Below are 16,922 nucleotides of genomic sequence, written 5' to 3' on the forward strand. Positions count from 1 at the left end.
GGCGCTCACTGGCAGGCCTCGCACATTTCAGGATTTTCCAAGGAACACACCACGGCGGCCGTGTCGCTCACCTGCACCGTCGTCTTCGCGATGTTGGTCGCCGGACGCGAACGCAAGTAGTAGGTCGTCTTGATGCCGCTCTTCCACGCATACATGTACATGCTGGAGAGCTGACCGATCGTGGGATTGGCAATGAACAGGTTCAACGACTGGCTCTGATCGATGTACGCGCCACGCGCCGCCGCCAGATCGATCAGCCCTCGCATGGGCACCTCCCAAGCCGTGCGATAGATGGCGCGCAGCGCCTCGGGAATATCCGCAATGCCCTGCACCGAGCCATCGGCGAGCTTGATCTGATTGCGAATCTCGTCGGTCCACAATCCGAGCTGCTTCAACTCCTCCACCAGATACCGGTTCACCTGGAGGAAATCGCCAGACAGGGTCTCGCGCTTGAACAGGTTGGAGACCTGCGGCTCGATGCACTCGTAACAACCGGCGATCGAGGCGATCGTGGCGGTCGGCGCGATGGCGATCAGCAAACTGTTACGCAGGCCGTGCGCTTTGATTTCATCGCGCAACGTATTCCACTGCGCCACATCCGACGGCGTGACGCCCCAGCTGTCGAACTGCAACTCACCCTCCGCTGCGCGCGTTTCCTTGAACGTATCGTGCGGTCCCAGCTCTCGGGCCAGCTCCATCGATGTCCGCAGGGCGTGGAAGTAGACCGTCTCGGCAATGCGCGTCGACATCTGCTTCGCTTGCGAGCTGTCGAACGCCAGCCGCAGCTGAAAGAACACATCCTGCAGGCCCATCACGCCGAGGCCGACCGGACGCCAGCGCATGTTCGAGGCGCGCGCCGTGGCGATCGGATAGAAGTTCAGATCGATGACGCGATCCAACTGCCGCACGGCCGTCTGCACCGTCTGCGCCAGCTTGTCGAAATCGAAGGCGCCGTCGATCACATGACGGCCCAGATTGATGGAGCCGAGATTGCAGACCGCCGTCTCGCCCTCGCTCGTCACCTCGAGAATCTCGGTGCACAGATTCGACAGGTGAATCGTATTGCCGGCACGCGCGGTTTGATTGCCCGCACGGTTGCACTTGTCCTTGAAGGTCATCCAGCCGTTGCCGGTCTGCGCCAGCGTGCGCATCATGCGAGCATACAAGTCGCGTGCACGAACGGACTTCCGCGCCAGTCCTTGCGCCTCGGCCTGGGCATAGGCCGCATCGAACGCCTCGCCCCACAGATCCGGCAACTGCGGCACGTCCTTCGGATCGAACAGCGACCACATTTCATCCGCTTCCACCCGGCGCATGAACAGATCGCAGATCCAGTTCGCGAGGTTGATGTGATGAGTGCGACGGCCTTCGTCGCCCGTGTTGTCGCGAAGCTCCAGAAACGCTTCGATATCGGCGTGCCACGGCTCCAGATAAACACAAGCCGCGCCCTTCCGCTTACCACCTTGATTCACGGCCGCGACCGACGAGTCGAGCGTCTTCAACCACGGCACGATGCCGTTCGACAGGCCATTGGTGGCGCGAATCAACGACCCTTCGGAGCGCACGCGATGCCAGGCCACGCCGATGCCGCCGGAGAATTTCGACAGCAGCGCGATGTCCTTGTAACGGTCATAGATGGATTCGAGCGAATCGCCCGGCGAATCGAGCAGGAAGCAGCTGGACAGTTGCTCGTGACGCGTACCGGCGTTGAACAGCGTCGGTGAGCTGGGAATGTAGTCGAGCGACGAGAACACCTGATACAGGTCGATCGCCTCGTGCACGCTGGTGCTCAGCGCGCAGGCGATGCGCATCCAGAACTGCTGTGGCGTCTCCAGCGCGAGCCGGCGCGTCGGATGCTTCAGCAAGTAGCGGTCGTGCAGCGTCTTCAGGCCGAAGTACTCGAACTCGTGCGTGCGACGCGCATCGATGGCGTCGTTGAGCTTGCGAGCGTTACTCTCGACAAAGCTCATCACGCGCTCGTTGATCAGCCCGACATCGAAGCCGAGGCGAATCGATTGCGAGAACGAATAAACGCCCTGCCCCTGCACCTCCTTGTCGATGAAGCCCGCGAGCAGGCGGGCCGCGAGGCGCGAATATTCGGGCTCCTCGAACGTGAACGATGCAGCCGTGCGGATCGACAGCTCATCCAGCTCCCGCGTGGTCGCGCCATCGTACAAGCCGGCGATGGTCTTCAATGCGACGCGCATCGGATCGACCGCGTCGAGGCCATCGCCACAGCGACCGACCGCTCGCACGATCTTGTTCACATCGACGGCTTCGCGCTCGCCATTGCGCTTGGTGACCCGCATCTGGGTGCGAGCCGAGTGTGGCGGCGTCAAATGAAAATCGGTCTGAGGAGAATCGAGCGTCGCCTGCATGTTCCTGGTCCCCGAAGCATGGGGCTCGCGACGCAAAGACAACGCACGGCCCTCGCGCTTTGCAAGCACGAACCGTTACGCGGCCTTCGCTCCCGCGAGCGAAATCGGGTGATCGATGAGAGCGGGGAATAACGGAGCGCGGTCGCTTGCGAAGGCAGCGACGCGAACATCCGCCAGCCCTTTCCCACGAGAGCCCGACAGCCTGTGCGCGCCTGTGACGACGCGCGATCTTCGGCAGGTCTTCGGGCTCATGGGCTGCGGCGAATGCCGACCTACTTGGCGCTGCTTCCCAGGCAAAAGCCCAGTGCTGTGTGCGCCGTTCGTTCCCAATTACCGCTGCGGGGCAGCTCCGGAATGCGCGCCAGGAGGGGCGCGGTCACCGGATTCCCTTTTCAGCCCACCCCACTGATCTTGGGGCAGGCACCGAGGATGGGCACAAGATATTGTGGTTTGCGCAAGGCGTCAACGCTCATTTCAGATTCCAGACCAGTTTCAGCCAGCCGGTGCGGCCCGGCTCGTTGATCCGCACGGGATCCGCCGGATAGCCGAAGTCGGCGCTGCCGGCGAGGTTCAAATGCTCCGCGTAGGCCCGGTCGAGCAGATTGTCGATGCCGACCGAGAGACTCATCTGCGTGGACAAGCGATAGGCACCATTCAGCGACAACACCGCGAAGCCGCCCGTCTCGCTCAGGTCGCGCCCCACCACGTTGCCCTGGCCGGGAGCCACGCGACCCTGACCATCGACGATTCGTAACAGCGCGCCGGCCGACCAGCGCGTGTTGTCGTAAGCCAGCGTGAAGCGCGCATCGAGCGGCGGAATCTGTGGCAATGCCGCTCCGGTATCGCGGTTCTCCGCCCAGGCATAAGCAACGGTGGCGCCGAGTTTCCATCGCGACAGCAGCCGGAACTCCACACCCGCTTCGCCGCCACGCACGTTGGCGTCTACCTGATCGACGCTCGACATCAAGCCCATCATCCCGCCGCTGCTGTAAGTGAACAGGATGAAGTCATCGATCCGTCCGGCGTACGCCGAGACCCATGCATCTATGTGGGGAGTCCGATACTGCAAACCGACGTCCAGCTGCGTGGTCTGCTCGGGATCGAGCGCGGAGAACGCATTCACCGAGCCCATCGGCCCCATGTCCGCCGAAAACAATTCCCAGTAGTCCGGCATTCGTTCGGCCCGGCCAACGCCCGCGAACCAGCTGATGGGCGCGTTACTCACGTCATGTTCGTATCGAGCGAAACCATTGGCGAGCGTCTCTTTGCGAGTGTCGCCGGCGGTGGGATTTGGCATCGGCATCATGCCGCCGCTCATCTGTCGCTTGTCCGTGACTTCCGCGCGATCGGCACGCGCACCGAACACGGCGCGGCCGCTATCGTGCATTCGCCACGCGAGCTCGACGAACGCCCCCGTGTTGGAAAGATCCGCGTCGGTCTGCCAGGGCTGCAGTTCATAGGCTCCCCGCCCCATCGCGCTACGATCTCGGTGGCGGCTGTCTTGAGTATCGGCGCCCGCCGTGACTTCCACGCTCGCGAGCCGCCACATCGCCGCAACCCTGCCGCCGGTGGTGCGCCGATCGACATTCGCCGCCATGGGCATCGGCATCGAGCTCATGGGATTCGGCTCGCGCAAGGTGTAGTTGTCCATGACGTGGTCGGCGTAGTTGTAGAAAACATTCGCCTTCACTTCCTTCAAGACCCCGGTGAGACCGGTCTTCTCGATTCGCAGGCCATAGCTGGTGCGCTCGAACTGAGCGCCGTCCATGCCACGCCCCGCGTAACGTGCTTCGCCATCGCCAGCGCCGGCGGACAGCTCGAGCAGCGTGCCCTCTGACGGCGTCCAACCGAGCGCGGCGTCCGCGTTCCATTTCTGCCAGCTCGAGGGCACGCGATTGCCGTCGCCATCTTCATAGTCATCCGCTTCGGAACGATTGGCGCTCAAGCGCGCGTAGCCCTGGCTCGCACCGCCAACCGCGTCCAGCACCTGATCGTTGCGACCGTGCGATCCAGCCAAGGCATTGGCATTCACCCGCACTCCAGGCTGGTCGAATCGATTGGCGTTGGCATCGCGTTCGAAACGAATGGTGCCGGCGGACGCCCCCGGCCCCCACAGCACGGTCTGCGGCCCCTTGATGACGACCAGCCGGTCATAGGTCTCCGGCGACACGTACGAGAGCGGATTGTCCATGCGGGCGGGACAGGCGCCGGGCATCGCGCCGTCGTTGGTGAGAATATTGAGGCGCGAACCGAACATTCCTCGCAGCACCGGATCGCCGTTGGTACCACCGTTACGCACGGCGCTGAAGCCAGGAATGGTTTTCAGATAGTCCGCCCCGTCGCTGGCAGGCACCGGCTGGCGCGGCAGCTTGGGGTCGGTGATAAATGTGAGCGGCAACTTTGGCGCCACTCCCGTGACGACAACGACGTCCAGCAAGTCATCGCCGGATGCCGCGCGATGCTCTACTTCCGCGGCACTCGCCACACCTGCGACCAAAGGCCCGACGACCACCAACCAACCCGCCAGCGACGCAGAGATCTCGCGCACTCTTCTCTCCCTAACGACAATGTCGTGAATTGTCGCTCCGGCGGTGGCCGGGCGGGTGCGACCGAATGTCGCAGTAACGCGCGTTATTCGCCGGGCTCATCGGGGAGCTTGCGCTCCGGTCCCGGACGTTTTGCCAGCTTGCGCTGTAACGATCTGCGATGCATCCCGAGCAGCCGCGCGGCGGCCGATATATTGCCGTCGGTTTCGCTCAGCGCCTGCTGGATATGTTCCCACTCGACGCGCGACAGCGGGACCATGGTGTTCTCCGGCGCCGAGTCGCTCTCGATCTCATCGTTCAGAGCGCGCACGATGGCATCCGCGGTGACCGGCTTCGTCAAATAGTTGTCCGCGCCGCGTTTGATTGCCTCCACCGCCGTCGCGATGCTCGCATAGCCGGTGACCAGCAGGATTTTCATGTCCTCGCGCACCGCCTTGAGCGGATCGATCAACGCGAGCCCGGACTCTTTGCCCAAACGCAGATCGATGAGCGCGAACTCCGGGCGATGCAGTCGTGCCGCCTCGGTGGCAGCCGCGACGGTATGCGCGAGCACGACGGTGAAGCCCCGCTTCTGCAGCGACCGCTGCAACGTTCGCAGATACAACTCATCGTCGTCCACCAGCAGGCCCGGACCCGCGATCATGTTTTCACCATCGCCGGCAGATCGAAAGTCACTGACACCCCTTGCCCCTCCACGGCCGCCTGCATCGACAGCGAGCCCCCCAACCGCTCCACCGTTGCATGCGAAAGCGCCAGACCGATTCCCATGCCGTCCGGTTTGTTGGTCCGGAACAGCCGCGAGGGGAGCAACGGCTGGGCCTGACCGAAGCCCATTCCGTAGTCACGTATCGAGACTCGCAGCCGGTGCGAATCGGCATCGATGTGCAGATCGACGCGCGCCGCTCCAGCCTGCTCGCCCGCATCGGCGGCATTGTTGAGCAAGGCCAGCAATAAATGTCCCACCGCGGGATCGACGTTCTGGAGCGTGGCCGCCGAACCCGAACGATGCAGCTCGATGGTCGGCCGCACCAGTTGCCAGCGTTCGATCACCCGTTCCAGATCGACATTCGATGCCCGACTGCCGGACTGGCCGGCTTCAGCGGGCTGCGCCAGCTCTCGTACCCGGTCGCGACACACTTCGAGCAACGATTTCATGGTCGCATAATCTTCCCGCCGCGACTCCGTCGTCGCATCCGCCGCCAGATCCTCGACCATCAACGTCAGGGTGCCGAGCGGTGTATTGAGCTCATGCGCCACCGACGCGGCGTGCGTGGCGAGCGCGATGATGCCCTCGTTACGAGTGAACCGCTCCCGCAACCGGGCGACCTCACGCTCGCTGTTTCTCCTCGCGGCGGCCACTCGCGTGAAGAAGATCAGCACGACGGCAGCCGAGACCACGAAATTCACCAGCATGCCGACCTTATGGATGCTGAACGCATCGCTGAACAGGCCATGCACATGAGGCAATTCGCGGCCGGCGAGCGCGGACGCGCAATAGCCTGCGATGGCCGCCGCCGCGATCGCCGCCATCCAACGGCCCGGCAACGCCAGGATCGACAACGCGATCGGCAACAGAAACAGCGAGGAGAACGGGTTCTCCACGCCGCCGCTCCAGGCCACCATCCAGGCCAGCACCACGATATCCACGAGCATGTGCCCAAAGACTTCGGGCGCGCTCACCTCGAAGGAACGACGCACCCGCCAGGCGGCAAACCCATTGAACGCCGCGAGCGCGCCGATGCCCCACCACAGCGGCGCCTCGGGCAAGTCCACCTGCAGCGGGCCGGTGACGATCACGACGGTGAGCGCCTGGCCGACGATCGCCAGCCAGCGCAGATTGACGAGCAGCCTTATGAAAGACAGGGCAGCGTAATTGTCCACGGGGTGACTGTAGCGGCGATCGGTACGCCAGGGGTGCGACAAGTTGTCGCAGCCTGCCGAGCCGCGCGTCAATGGTCAAATTCACCCGCCCCAAATCAGCTTTAGCCCCAGGTCCAATAGTGCCGCCGCGCCTGAGGTGGGAATCTTCGCCGATTGCAGGTTGGAAGGAATGGGTCATGTACCAGCCCCTGTCGAACCGGATGAGCATCTGCATCGTCGGTGGCGCACTCATTGCGATCGCCGGATGCGAAGCCACCTCGCATCGGGTCGGCCAGACCGCGAGCGTGCAATTCGGGCTCGTACAAAATGCGCAGCAAGTCACGTTGGACTCGAATGCCGCGCAAGGCGCGCTGATTGGCGGAACCATCGGCATCATGTCCGGCGGACGCGGGCGCGGTGCCACCACTGGAGCCGTCGTCGGTGCCGCCGGTGCAACTGCCATGCAAGGCAATCGGACCGGCATTCAGTACACGGTGCAGATGGCGGACGGCAGCTCCACTCGCATCATCAGCGATCAGCGCGAGATCAAGGTCAACGATTGTGTCGCCATCGAACGCGTCGGCAGTCGAGCAAACATTCGTCGCGCGTCGTCCGACTACTGCGATCCCACCAACGCGCAGGCGGTCAGCCAGGTGAGCGATGCCGTCAAGTCGGAAGCAGTCCATTGCGATTCCGCCAAAGAAGAGCTCGCGAAGGCGACGGATCAGAAGGCCATGGATCTGGCCGTTCGCAAAATCGAGCTGCTGTGCGACGACTGATGGATAAAGCGCGCCGCGGTCCTGGCCACCGCTGTCGGCGGCCAGGAAATCAAATGAACCACCCCGTCCGCTGCCGGCTCAGTCGCTCACTCCGAACACCTGCACTTCCCGCCCCGAACCGCCGGTCACACAGTAGCTCGTTACTGTGTCATCGATCCCGAGGAAGTACATCCTCTGGCCGCTGGTCTTCGCAGCCAGTGCCGTCGCGAGGAAATATTTGCTGCTCTCGCCCGCATTCGCCGGATACCAGATGTTCTTCGATGCATCCGCAAACTCCACCATGATACGGGGAAAACTGTTGCACATGGCGGTGCGCACCTGAACCGGCACCGCCCAGCCTTCGAACGTGGCGGAGCAGAACCCTGATCATTCCGACCGGGGTCGACGCGGACAAATCTCGACGCACGTCGCGTCACGGCGAGCTGGTCTATCGGCGCTTCAACATTCCCAGGCGCCGGCGAGTGATCGTCTACATGGGACTTTTACATGAGCGCAAGGGCGTTCATGTCTTGATGGGCGCTGCGTGCATCTGGTGCAGCAACTGAAGCGTGACGACATTCACGTTCTGTTCCTCGGCAACGTCGGTGAAGAAGTGGAACTGGTCCGCCCGCATTGGAACGACGCGTCCTCGCACATCACCTTCGGCGGCTATCAAACCGATGTGCCGGCGCTATTGTCGTTGCTATACGCAGCAGCATCAGTTGAACAATCTGGTGCGCTACCTGAGCGAGCGGCTTTAAGCCGGCGCGTCGCTCGGTCGCAGCCGATAGCCCAGCCCGGTTTCGGTGATGATGAACACCGGCTGTGCCGGATTCGGTTCCAGCTTCTGACGCAGATGTTTCAAGCACGCGCGCAAACTCTGCGTATCGTGCGCTCGATCCGGGCCCCACGCTTCGCGAATCAGCTGATTGGCGGTCACGATCATCCCGGCCTGACGCGCGAGCGACTCGAGCACTCGATATTCCAGCGGAGTGAAACGGATTTCCTTGTTGGCGGCGCGTGCCTCCCGGCGGGTCAGGTCGATCGTGACATCACCGAGCCGGACGATGGCCGTGCGATCCGAGCCTCGCGAAGTCCGGCGTAGAGCGGCGCGCACTCGCGCGATCAACTCGGGCGCACTGAACGGTTTGGTGACGTAGTCATCGGCGCCAGCCTCGAGTGCCGCCACCTTCTGTGTTTCCATGGTCCGCGCCGACAACACGATGATGGGCACGCTGGACCACGCGCGAACGCCCTGGATCACAGACATGCCGTCGGCATCGGGCAGCCCCAGATCGACGAGCAGCAGATCGGGTCGATGAGTCCGCGCTTCGATCAACGCTCGCGCCGCTGTCTCGGCCTCGACCAGACGATACGGCTCGGACTGCAACAGTGCGCGCAGCACGGAGCGAATGGTCGGGTCGTCTTCCACGACCAGAATGCGGTGCATGGCCTGGGTCACGGCGAGCCTGCAGTGGTTGGAAGATCGAACTCGACCCGCGCCCCGCCGCCTGGCCGGTCGGTCGCGCGAATCGTGCCGCCATGCGCATGGACGATGGCGCGACAAATCGCCAATCCCAGGCCGGCGCCGGCGACCGCGCCTTCATCCTGTCCGCGACTGAATTTGTCGAACAGGCGCTCGCGATCGACGGCTGGAAAACCAGGCCCTTCATCGTCGATTTCCACCAGCACCCGCTCTGCCTCGAGCCGCGCCCTGATATGAACGACCGCCTCCGCAGGCGTGTACTTGGCCGCGTTGTCGAAGATGTTGGCGAGCGCTTGCACGATCAAAGTGCCATCCACGTGTAACACAGGCAGGTCATTGGGCAGATCGATGCGGACCGGATGGCTGCGCAGGCGCTCTTCGACCCGGCCCAGCGCCGAGCCGATCAAATCATCGAGCGCGTGCAGGTCGCGCCTGAGCGTGATCTGGCCCGATTCGAAGCGCATCAGATCCAGCACGTTGGAAACGATCTCCGACATTTCCACGGCCTTCGCTTCGATCGAGCGGGCCAGCTGGGTGCGGATGCCGTCGTCGAGCTCTCGTCCCCGCTCGGCCAGCGTGCTGCTGGCGCCGGCAATCGCCGCCAGCGGCGTGCGCAAATCGTGCGATATCGAAGCCAATAACGTATTGCGCAGGCTTTCGGTTTCCGCGGCGACCCGCCCTGCTTCGGCGGCAGCCGACAAGCCGGCACGTTCGACGGCGAGACTCAACTGCTCAGCGAACGCTTCCAGCAGACGGGTCTGCTCCGGTGCCAGCAATCGCCGCTTGGTCTGTGGCAACACCGCCAGCACACCGAAGCGTTGCTGCTCGTGGGTGAGCAGAAGATACATTGCCGGCGACTCCGGCCTGTGATCGGAACCGAGACCGCCGCGCGGCCCATGATCGAATACCCACTGCGCCACGGACAGGTCGGCGTTTCGGAACGACCCCTCGATCGGCGCCTCGTCGGGACGTTGCAACTTGCCGGTGGCATCGGGCAGCAGCACGGCAGCGTTGCAATCGAAAACTTCCACGATGTGTCGAACCGCGATGCGCGACATGTTCGCGACACCGCGCGTGGCACTGAGATCGCGGCTCATCGCATATAGCAATGCCGTGCGCCGCTCTCGATCTCCGGTGGCCCGGATCTGCCGGCGCACACTACCCATCAGATTCGCCATGGTGACCGCGACGATCAACATCACAGTGAACGTGACCAGATACTGCAGATCGGACATCGTCAGCATGAAGCGCGGCGGCACGAAAAACACGGCGAGCAGGATGACGTTGGCCAGACAGGCCAGCGCCGCGGGCCCGCGGCCGAACTTGATACCGACGAACGCCGAGCTGGCCAGGTAAGTCATCACGATGTTAGGCAGCGCGAAAAATGGATCCATCGCGTACGTGATGGCGGTGGTGAGCGCGCTGATCGCGAGCGCCCATGCATAACGCCGCCATTGGATGGATGCCAGCAGGCCGGTCTCGGAGGCGTCCACGGCTCGTGCGTCGACGCGCTCGCCATGGCCAGCATCGACGCTGATGACGTCGAAGCCCTCAGCCTTGCGGACCAGACGCCACGTCGTCGATGGCCGCAACCAGGCAAGCAGCCCGCGTCGCTTCGGCGCGCCAATCACGAGATGGGTCGCTTCGGAGATCCGTGCATAGTCCAGCAACGCTTCCGAGGCGGACGGCCCATCCAACGTCACTGTCTGCGCACCGAACGACGCCGCGAGGCGCTGCAATTCGGCCCAGCCATTGCGTGAAGAGGGCGTTTCGACGAAGACCAGCGTCCACGGCGCCGCCAGCAAATCGGCCACGCGCTTCCCCGCCAGCATCACTTGTTCGGCTTGTGGATCCGCTCCCACGGCCACCAGCACTCGTTGTTTACGACTCGGCGGAGGCGCCATGAATCCAGGGGTGTTTGGTTGGTTGCCAGCTGCGATGGCCTACTATGGCGCAGGCGCCGGGACGAGTACACCAGTCAAAGTACGAGGCCCCTGCTTGGGCAGCTCAATGGTCCGCGCCAGTTTCATGGCCGGCCGCTCGATCAGGACATTCATGATCCACGCGGCGACGATGCTCGTCAGCATGCCGCAGAGGAATGCGATGTAGGCCCAGACAGTGGAATAGTGGACGCCAATCAGTTCCCGGACCAGGACGGTGGTGCGCCAACCGATGCCGAGGTGCAATAGATACAAGCTGTAAGAGATGCGCCCCAGGAACTGCATGACCGGTCCGGCGAGGGACTTGCGCCAGGGCTCGAATCGAAAGCTCGCCACGATCGCGAGACCGGTGGCGGCGGTCACCAGCGGAGCCGCGACTCGATAAGTGCCGTCGCCGAACACCACCGCGGCAACCACGCACACGACCATCGAGACGATGAGCACATCCCGGTCGCAGTGACCGCGATAGTAAAGGTAGACGACCACGCCCAGCGCGAATTGGAACCAGCGGTCCAGAAACAGCCCCGGCCGCAACGGCGGCAGCAGACCGACGAACAGGCAGATCGACCAGAGAAAGGTCAGCGACAGCGCGACGCTGGCGATGGTACGAAGGGTGACGACACTGACGCCGGCATTGCGCATTTTTTCCAGCAGCACCAGCGACAGTACCAATACCATGTAGAACTGCACTTCGTAGCACAGCGTCCAGAACACCGGCAGGATGTGCTCATAGCCCAGGAAGGTCTGCACATAGAACGCATTCGTGAGGATCTGCGCGGTCGAGGGCAACTCCCGGGAGTACTGCACCAGCAAATGGCCGCTGAGCCACAGCAGCCCCACTTCCAGCAGGATCACCGACCAGTACGGCAGGTCGAGGCGTACGAACCGGCGGGCGGCGAACCGGCCGAAATACTTGAACGAGTACTCGCCGGCGGTCAGGCTGTGGGCGATCACGAAACCGCTGAGCACGAAGAAGATCTGTACGCCGTAGCGGCCGAAAGAGGCCAGCTCCGCGATCCCGGGCCCGAGAATGCCCGGATGCCGGTCGGAAGCCGCGTCGGCAAGGTGAGCGATCGCCACCAGCAGCGCGGCCACGCCTCGCAGCCCGTCGATGAACTCGAACCGAGCTGAACTCGACGCTGTCTCGCCGGTGGCCGCCATTATTTCTCGGGCAAGTAGGAAGGATGCGGTGGTGGACGACGCGGCGGGTCCTTGATGAGCCATGCAATCGAGATCAAGCCAGCCAACGCCACGACGGTCAGCACAACGATATGCTTCATCATTATTAGGTGGCGTCCCCGCGAGCCATCTCGATCGCGCGACAACCCCTGTCGCGTCTCCCGGAAGCGACAATAGGGTCAGCGTTGTGATCGCGGCGTGACTTTTTCAGGCCGCCCTGGCAATTCGGGATAGACCGCACACGAGTGTCGGCGAACTTGCCAATTGCGCGACTCGATATGAGAACGAATTCACAGGCCGCTCATTCGTGGTCGGCAGGAACGACCGCGGGCCTGGACGGCTTGCGCCGGTCAGTGTCGTGCCGGCATGGCATCAGAAACGCACGCCCAGTCCGATATCGACCAGCAGGAAGGTCTGCTTCGGTTGATAAGGCGCGTAGTGAAGATCCGCTTCCGCCCAGGCTTCGACGAAGCGACCGAGCGGCCAGGAGCGCAGGGCCGACAGGTGCGGTCCCCATCGATGCACGAATTCGCTGCCGCCCAGATCCTGATCGGGGTAGCCTACGTGATAGGCCTCCTCGTAACGTGCCGCGCCAATGGCCACGTCGACGGGCCAGTCGGTCGCCGCTCGCGTCACCACGAAATCGAAACCCTCGTAGTCGAGATCGTTGTCGCCGGTATTGCTCTGAATCCCCTGCGTCCGCTCGAACGAGCCCTTCAGATAACGCACGCGGAATCTATCGCCCGGCAGCGCCACCGACAGCGCGCCCATCTTGTGACCGTTGACGTACACGGCGCCCTCGCCCGTCAGCATCGTCCCGACCCCACCACCGCCCCACACGGACACATGATCCGCGTGCGCTGTCATACCGATTCCCATCGCAACCAGGAACACCAGCGGAGGAACGGGACGTGCGAAGCCCATGGCACCTCTCCTCAGTGACGCCTGTTCGGTTGGACGTCACCCGCACGTTGAATCAGTCGCTACCGGCGCGCGTTCGGATCCGGATTCCACCGAGGGGCGCGCTTCTCTGTGAAAGCTTTCGGGCCTTCCTCGAAATCCGGGTGCGCCCATTGTGACTTGAGCAGTTCCCAACCCATCACGGCCGCGGCCGGATCGGCGAGCTCGGTGGCACCCCAGATCGCACGCTTGGTCAGCGCCATGGCCTGCGGCGAGTTACTGCACATCGCTCGAGCAAGCTCCCGTGCCCGGGTCAGCGCCGCGTTCGGATCGGGCCGCCGCCATTCAGCGTCAGCAAAGCAACGCCGTCGGTCAGCTCGAAACCCAGCGCTGATTCATCCATGAGGTTGTGACTTCAGTTGCGACCGCAGTTTGCTCGGCGTCGCGGAGAACCAGCGATAACAGCTGCGTGAGAAAATCGACGGATCCGAGTAACCAAGCTTCTCGGCCACATGCTTGAAGAGCATGTCATCCCGCTGCAGGTAACGAAGCGCCACATCGCGACGAACCCTGTCCTTGATGTCTTCGAAGGACGTGCCTGCCGCGCGCAGCCGCCGTTGCAGCGTACGAGGATGCACGCACAGTTCGGCCGCAATCCGCTCGCACGTGCAGTTCTTGCTGTCCAGACCCTGAAGCACTCGATGTCGAACCTGAGATAACAGCGGCGCCTGCGTTTTCGGATAGCGTGTCTCGATGAACGAAGTCGCCATCTCGTACACGCGATCATCGGGATCGACGACCGGTCGCAACAAGTCCTGCTCGGTGAGCACCAATCCATCGACCCGCTGACCGAACAGCACCTGACAGCCGAAGCGCGACTGATAATTGAGGCGCGTCGACTGCTGAGTGTGACGGAACATGACCTTGCGAACGCGTGCCACGCCCGCGGTGATCTCGCGAATATTCAAGCAAGCCAGCATGAAGGCGTGCTCGATCGCTTGCGATCTCTCTTCGGGTTCCTGAAGCAGAATCTCCAGTCGCAGCAACAACAGGTGCCGCTCCCGATCCGGCTCGAAGCGAACCCGCGTCGCGAGCGAGTACGCGTGGATGTGCCTGGCGCAATAGCCGATCGCCTGCCCCAGCGTCTTGGAGTTCTTCATCACCACGCCGATCGGGCCGATGGCTTTGTTGCCTCCTTGCAGCGCGGCCAGTTGCAAGCCGAAGTCCGGGCATGACAGTGAGTCGGCTGCGGACTGCATCACTCGCAACAGTGATCGATATTCGATGACTGCATCTCGCGTAGCGAGCGCGTCGACGTCGATCTGTGCCTCGCGAAGTAGCGCGTCGGGGTCGCCGCCGAGCTCGCGAACCAGCTCGGGAAAGCCGCGAAGCGCACTGGCGGCGACGATGGCCGGTGCGCCCTGCAACTCGGGCATCATGACGCCGCACTCGCGGGCTGATAGCCAACGTACGCCGTCTCTTCCAGAAACGCTTCGAAGCCGAACGCGCCCCACTCGCGGCCGTTGCCCGACATCTTGCAGCCGCCGAAGGGTGAGTGAGGATCGAGCAAATCCAAGTCGCCGTTGAGACAGACCTGGCCGGCACGGATTCTCGAACCGACTTCTCGCGCCTTCTCGATCGTGCCTGCGTGCACATAGGCTGCGAGCCCGTAAGGAGTGTCGTTGGCGATGCGCACCGCTTCGTCGACGCTGTCGTATGGCTCGATCGCCAGCACCGGCCCGAAGATTTCTTCGCGCGCGATGGTCATGTCATTGGTGACATCGGAGAAAATCGTCGGCTTCACGTAGTAGCCCTGCGCGAGACCCGCGGGCTTGCCCACGCCGCCGACCACCACGGTCGCACCCTCGTCGATGCCTTTTTGGATCAGCTGCTGCACGCGATTCCATTGCGAAGCATTGACCAGTGGCCCGACGAAGGCGCCGCTATCCGGCGGACCGACCTGCAATGTCTCAGCCGTCGCCTTGGCGATGGCAACGACCTGCGCGAGCCTGGAGCGTGGCACGATCATGCGCGAAGGCACCGAGCACGTCTGGCCGGAATTCAGAAACATATAACGCACTCCCGAAGCCACGGCCTTCTCCAGATCCGCGTCTTCCAGAATCACGTTCGGGCTCTTGCCGCCGAGTTCCTGATGCACCCGTTTGACCGTAGCGGCCGCGTTGCGAGCCACTTCGACACCTGCGCGAGTCGAACCGGTGATCGAAACCGCGTCGACCTCCGGATGACTGCTGAGCGCCGCACCGACCGTCGGCCCGTCGCCGAAGATCATGTTGAACACACCCGGCGGCAGCTTCGCCGCCTCCATGATCTCCGCCAGGATCTGTGCCGAGAACGGCGCGAACTCCGACGGCTTCCACACCATCGTGCACCCGACCGCGAGCGCCGGAATGATCTTGGTGATAGCGAGCGAGATGGGCCAGTTCCAAGGCGTGATCAACGCGCAGACACCGATGGGCTTCTTGCTCACCATCGTGATGCCGCTCAAATGATCGAAGGCGTAGGTTTTGAGCAGCTCGATAGCGACGTTGATGTGAGTGGCCGGCAGCGGCACCTGCGCCTGCTCGGCGAGCCAGTTCGGACAGCCCATCTCGGCTGTGACCGCGGCTTGCAAATCAGCCTTGCGGGCTTCGAACTGTGCGGCCACTCGTTGCAGCAGCTCGACACGTTGCTCGCGAGTGGTACGCGAGTAGCTATCGAATGCCCGGCGCGCAGCAGTCACCGCGCGATTCACATCCTCTGCGGCCCCCATCCTGACCTGTCCGACGACTTTCTCCGTCGCGGGATCGATCACCTCGAACTTGCCGGTGCCGACCGGTTCGACCCAGCGGCCGTCGATATAAAACTTTACGCAGTCACGCATACTGACTTACCCCCGCTCAGCGCAGAAACGCACGCAGATCGCGTTCAATAATGGCTCGCGCGTCGCGCACGATGCGCGCGACGAGCTCGGCAACCGTGGGCACGTCGCCGATCAAACCCTGCGACTGCCCCGCCCACACCAGACCGGCATCGAGATTGCCGGTCTCCAACAACTCTCGCCCCCGAGCGCCGCGCACCAGTGGGGCCACGTCTTCGAAGGTCGCATCGGGTCGACTCAGACGTCGCACGACCTCATCGGACACACTGTTCTTGCCGACGCGTGCGGTGTTGTGCAGCTTGCGGAAGATCAGATTGGTGCCGCGTTCGTCGTTGTCGACCAGAAACTGTTTGACCTTGTCATGAATCGGCGCTTCCTGAGTCGCGCAGAAGCGCGTCCCCATGTTCACGCCCTGCGCGCCGAGCGCCATCGCTGCCGCCAGACCGCGACCATCGGCGAAGCCGCCCGAAGCGATGACGGGAATTTTCACTTTGTCCACGGTTGCCGGAATCAGGATCAGGCCGGGCACATCGTCTTCGCCTGGATGACCGGCGCATTCGAAACCGTCGATGGAGATCACATCCACGCCCATCCGCTCGGCGGACAACGCGTGACGCACCGAGGTGCACTTGTGAATGACTTTCACGCCGTTGGCTTTGAAGTCGTCGACGTGTTCCTTGGGCTTGGAGCCCGCGGTCTCGACGATCTTGATGCCGCTCTCGATGATGGCGCGTCGGTACTCCGCATACGGCGGCGGCGTCATCGTCGGCAGGATGGTCAGGTTCACGCCGAACGGCTTGTCGGTCATGCCGCGACACCGTTCGATCTCCTTCGCCAAGGCTTCCGGCGTCGGCTGTGTCAGCGCGGTGAGAATGCCGAGCGCACCAGCGTTCGAAACCGCTGCGGCCAGTTCGGCTCGACCGACCCACTGCATGCCGCCTTGAACGATGGGATGCTCGATGCCGAGCAATTCGGTGAACGCCGTCTTGAGCGCCAT

14 protein-coding genes and 1 riboswitch are annotated in these 16,922 nt (G+C 63.2%); of the genes, 1 reads left to right on the forward strand and 13 read right to left on the reverse strand.

The window, feature by feature from the left end:
• Positions 1-5: 5 nt before the first annotated feature.
• The 4 genes from EKO19_RS01115 to EKO19_RS01130 form a co-directional block, all read right to left on the reverse strand.
• The gene (locus EKO19_RS01115; RefSeq protein ID WP_129774573.1) at positions 6-2,378 is read right to left on the reverse strand and encodes a ribonucleoside-diphosphate reductase subunit alpha; all 2,373 of its coding nucleotides are present in this window, start codon (positions 2,376-2,378) and stop codon (positions 6-8) included.
• Positions 2,379-2,594: 216 nt separating this feature from the next.
• A riboswitch (cobalamin riboswitch) is annotated at positions 2,595-2,821 on the reverse strand.
• A 26-nt stretch (positions 2,822-2,847) separates the two neighbouring features.
• Positions 2,848-4,926, reverse strand: coding sequence for a TonB-dependent copper receptor (locus tag EKO19_RS01120; RefSeq protein ID WP_217705065.1), 2,079 nt, complete (start codon positions 4,924-4,926; stop codon positions 2,848-2,850).
• A gap of 83 nt (positions 4,927-5,009) precedes the next feature.
• Positions 5,010-5,567 carry a response regulator transcription factor gene (locus EKO19_RS01125; protein ID WP_129774574.1) on the reverse strand — a complete coding sequence of 186 codons (558 nt, stop codon included), beginning with the start codon at positions 5,565-5,567 and terminating at the stop codon, positions 5,010-5,012.
• Entirely contained in the window at positions 5,564-6,805 is a 1,242-nt protein-coding gene (locus EKO19_RS01130; RefSeq protein WP_129774575.1) for an ATP-binding protein, read from the reverse strand. The genes EKO19_RS01125 and EKO19_RS01130 overlap by 4 nt, the downstream gene beginning before the upstream one ends.
• Before the next feature lie 176 nt (positions 6,806-6,981).
• On the opposite strand from EKO19_RS01130, the gene EKO19_RS01135 reads away from it, so the two are divergent.
• Entirely contained in the window at positions 6,982-7,563 is a 582-nt protein-coding gene (locus EKO19_RS01135) for a hypothetical protein (protein ID WP_129774576.1), read from the forward strand.
• Positions 7,564-7,641: 78 nt separating this feature from the next.
• Here the strand turns inward: EKO19_RS01135 and EKO19_RS01140 are convergent, their stop codons facing one another.
• The 9 genes from EKO19_RS01140 to EKO19_RS01180 form a co-directional block, all read right to left on the reverse strand.
• Positions 7,642-7,869: a hypothetical protein gene (locus EKO19_RS01140; RefSeq protein ID WP_129774577.1), complete on the reverse strand. Its 228-nt coding sequence runs from the start codon at positions 7,867-7,869 to the stop codon at positions 7,642-7,644.
• 430 nt (positions 7,870-8,299) lie between these two features.
• Complete coding sequence (locus EKO19_RS01145; protein WP_407676628.1) at positions 8,300-9,004, reverse strand: response regulator; 705 nt, start codon at positions 9,002-9,004, stop codon at positions 8,300-8,302.
• Positions 9,001-10,932, reverse strand: a complete 1,932-nt coding sequence (locus EKO19_RS01150) for an ATP-binding protein (RefSeq protein WP_129774579.1) — start codon at positions 10,930-10,932, stop codon at positions 9,001-9,003. The genes EKO19_RS01145 and EKO19_RS01150 overlap by 4 nt, the downstream gene beginning before the upstream one ends.
• Before the next feature lie 42 nt (positions 10,933-10,974).
• Complete coding sequence (locus EKO19_RS01155; protein ID WP_157995053.1) at positions 10,975-12,129, reverse strand: acyltransferase family protein; 1,155 nt, start codon at positions 12,127-12,129, stop codon at positions 10,975-10,977.
• Between the two features lie 390 nt (positions 12,130-12,519).
• On the reverse strand, positions 12,520-13,071 hold the full coding sequence (locus tag EKO19_RS01160) for a hypothetical protein (protein ID WP_129774581.1): 552 nt from the start codon (positions 13,069-13,071) through the stop codon (positions 12,520-12,522).
• A gap of 59 nt (positions 13,072-13,130) precedes the next feature.
• The gene (locus tag EKO19_RS01165; protein ID WP_322095734.1) at positions 13,131-13,442 is read right to left on the reverse strand and encodes an enoyl-CoA hydratase/isomerase family protein; all 312 of its coding nucleotides are present in this window, start codon (positions 13,440-13,442) and stop codon (positions 13,131-13,133) included.
• On the reverse strand, positions 13,443-14,486 hold the full coding sequence (locus tag EKO19_RS01170; RefSeq protein WP_129774583.1) for an AraC family transcriptional regulator: 1,044 nt from the start codon (positions 14,484-14,486) through the stop codon (positions 13,443-13,445).
• Positions 14,483-15,928, reverse strand: coding sequence for an aldehyde dehydrogenase family protein (locus tag EKO19_RS01175; protein ID WP_129774584.1), 1,446 nt, complete (start codon positions 15,926-15,928; stop codon positions 14,483-14,485). Before EKO19_RS01175 ends, EKO19_RS01170 begins: the two co-directional genes overlap by 4 nt.
• A gap of 16 nt (positions 15,929-15,944) precedes the next feature.
• Positions 15,945-16,922 carry an NAD(P)H-dependent flavin oxidoreductase gene (locus tag EKO19_RS01180; RefSeq protein ID WP_129774585.1) on the reverse strand — a complete coding sequence of 326 codons (978 nt, stop codon included), beginning with the start codon at positions 16,920-16,922 and terminating at the stop codon, positions 15,945-15,947.

Source organism: Peristeroidobacter soli, assembly GCF_004138485.1.
In the GTDB taxonomy this organism is placed as follows: Bacteria; Pseudomonadota; Gammaproteobacteria; order Steroidobacterales; family Steroidobacteraceae; genus Steroidobacter; species Steroidobacter soli.

Coding starts and splice junctions, on each gene's coding strand:
- EKO19_RS01115 (WP_129774573.1), bottom strand. CDS start 2,378: ATGCAGGCGACGCTCGATTCTCCTCAGACCGATTTTCATTTGACGCCG.
- EKO19_RS01125 (WP_129774574.1), bottom strand. CDS start 5,567: ATGATCGCGGGTCCGGGCCTGCTGGTGGACGACGATGAGTTGTATCTG.
- EKO19_RS01135 (WP_129774576.1), top strand. CDS start 6,982: ATGTACCAGCCCCTGTCGAACCGGATGAGCATCTGCATCGTCGGTGGC.
- EKO19_RS01140 (WP_129774577.1), bottom strand. CDS start 7,869: ATGTGCAACAGTTTTCCCCGTATCATGGTGGAGTTTGCGGATGCATCG.
- EKO19_RS01150 (WP_129774579.1), bottom strand. CDS start 10,932: ATGGCGCCTCCGCCGAGTCGTAAACAACGAGTGCTGGTGGCCGTGGGA.
- EKO19_RS01155 (WP_157995053.1), bottom strand. CDS start 12,129: ATGGCGGCCACCGGCGAGACAGCGTCGAGTTCAGCTCGGTTCGAGTTC.
- EKO19_RS01160 (WP_129774581.1), bottom strand. CDS start 13,071: ATGGGCTTCGCACGTCCCGTTCCTCCGCTGGTGTTCCTGGTTGCGATG.
- EKO19_RS01170 (WP_129774583.1), bottom strand. CDS start 14,486: ATGATGCCCGAGTTGCAGGGCGCACCGGCCATCGTCGCCGCCAGTGCG.
- EKO19_RS01175 (WP_129774584.1), bottom strand. CDS start 15,928: ATGCGTGACTGCGTAAAGTTTTATATCGACGGCCGCTGGGTCGAACCG.
- EKO19_RS01180 (WP_129774585.1), bottom strand. CDS start 16,922: ATGGCGCTCAAGACGGCGTTCACCGAATTGCTCGGCATCGAGCATCCC.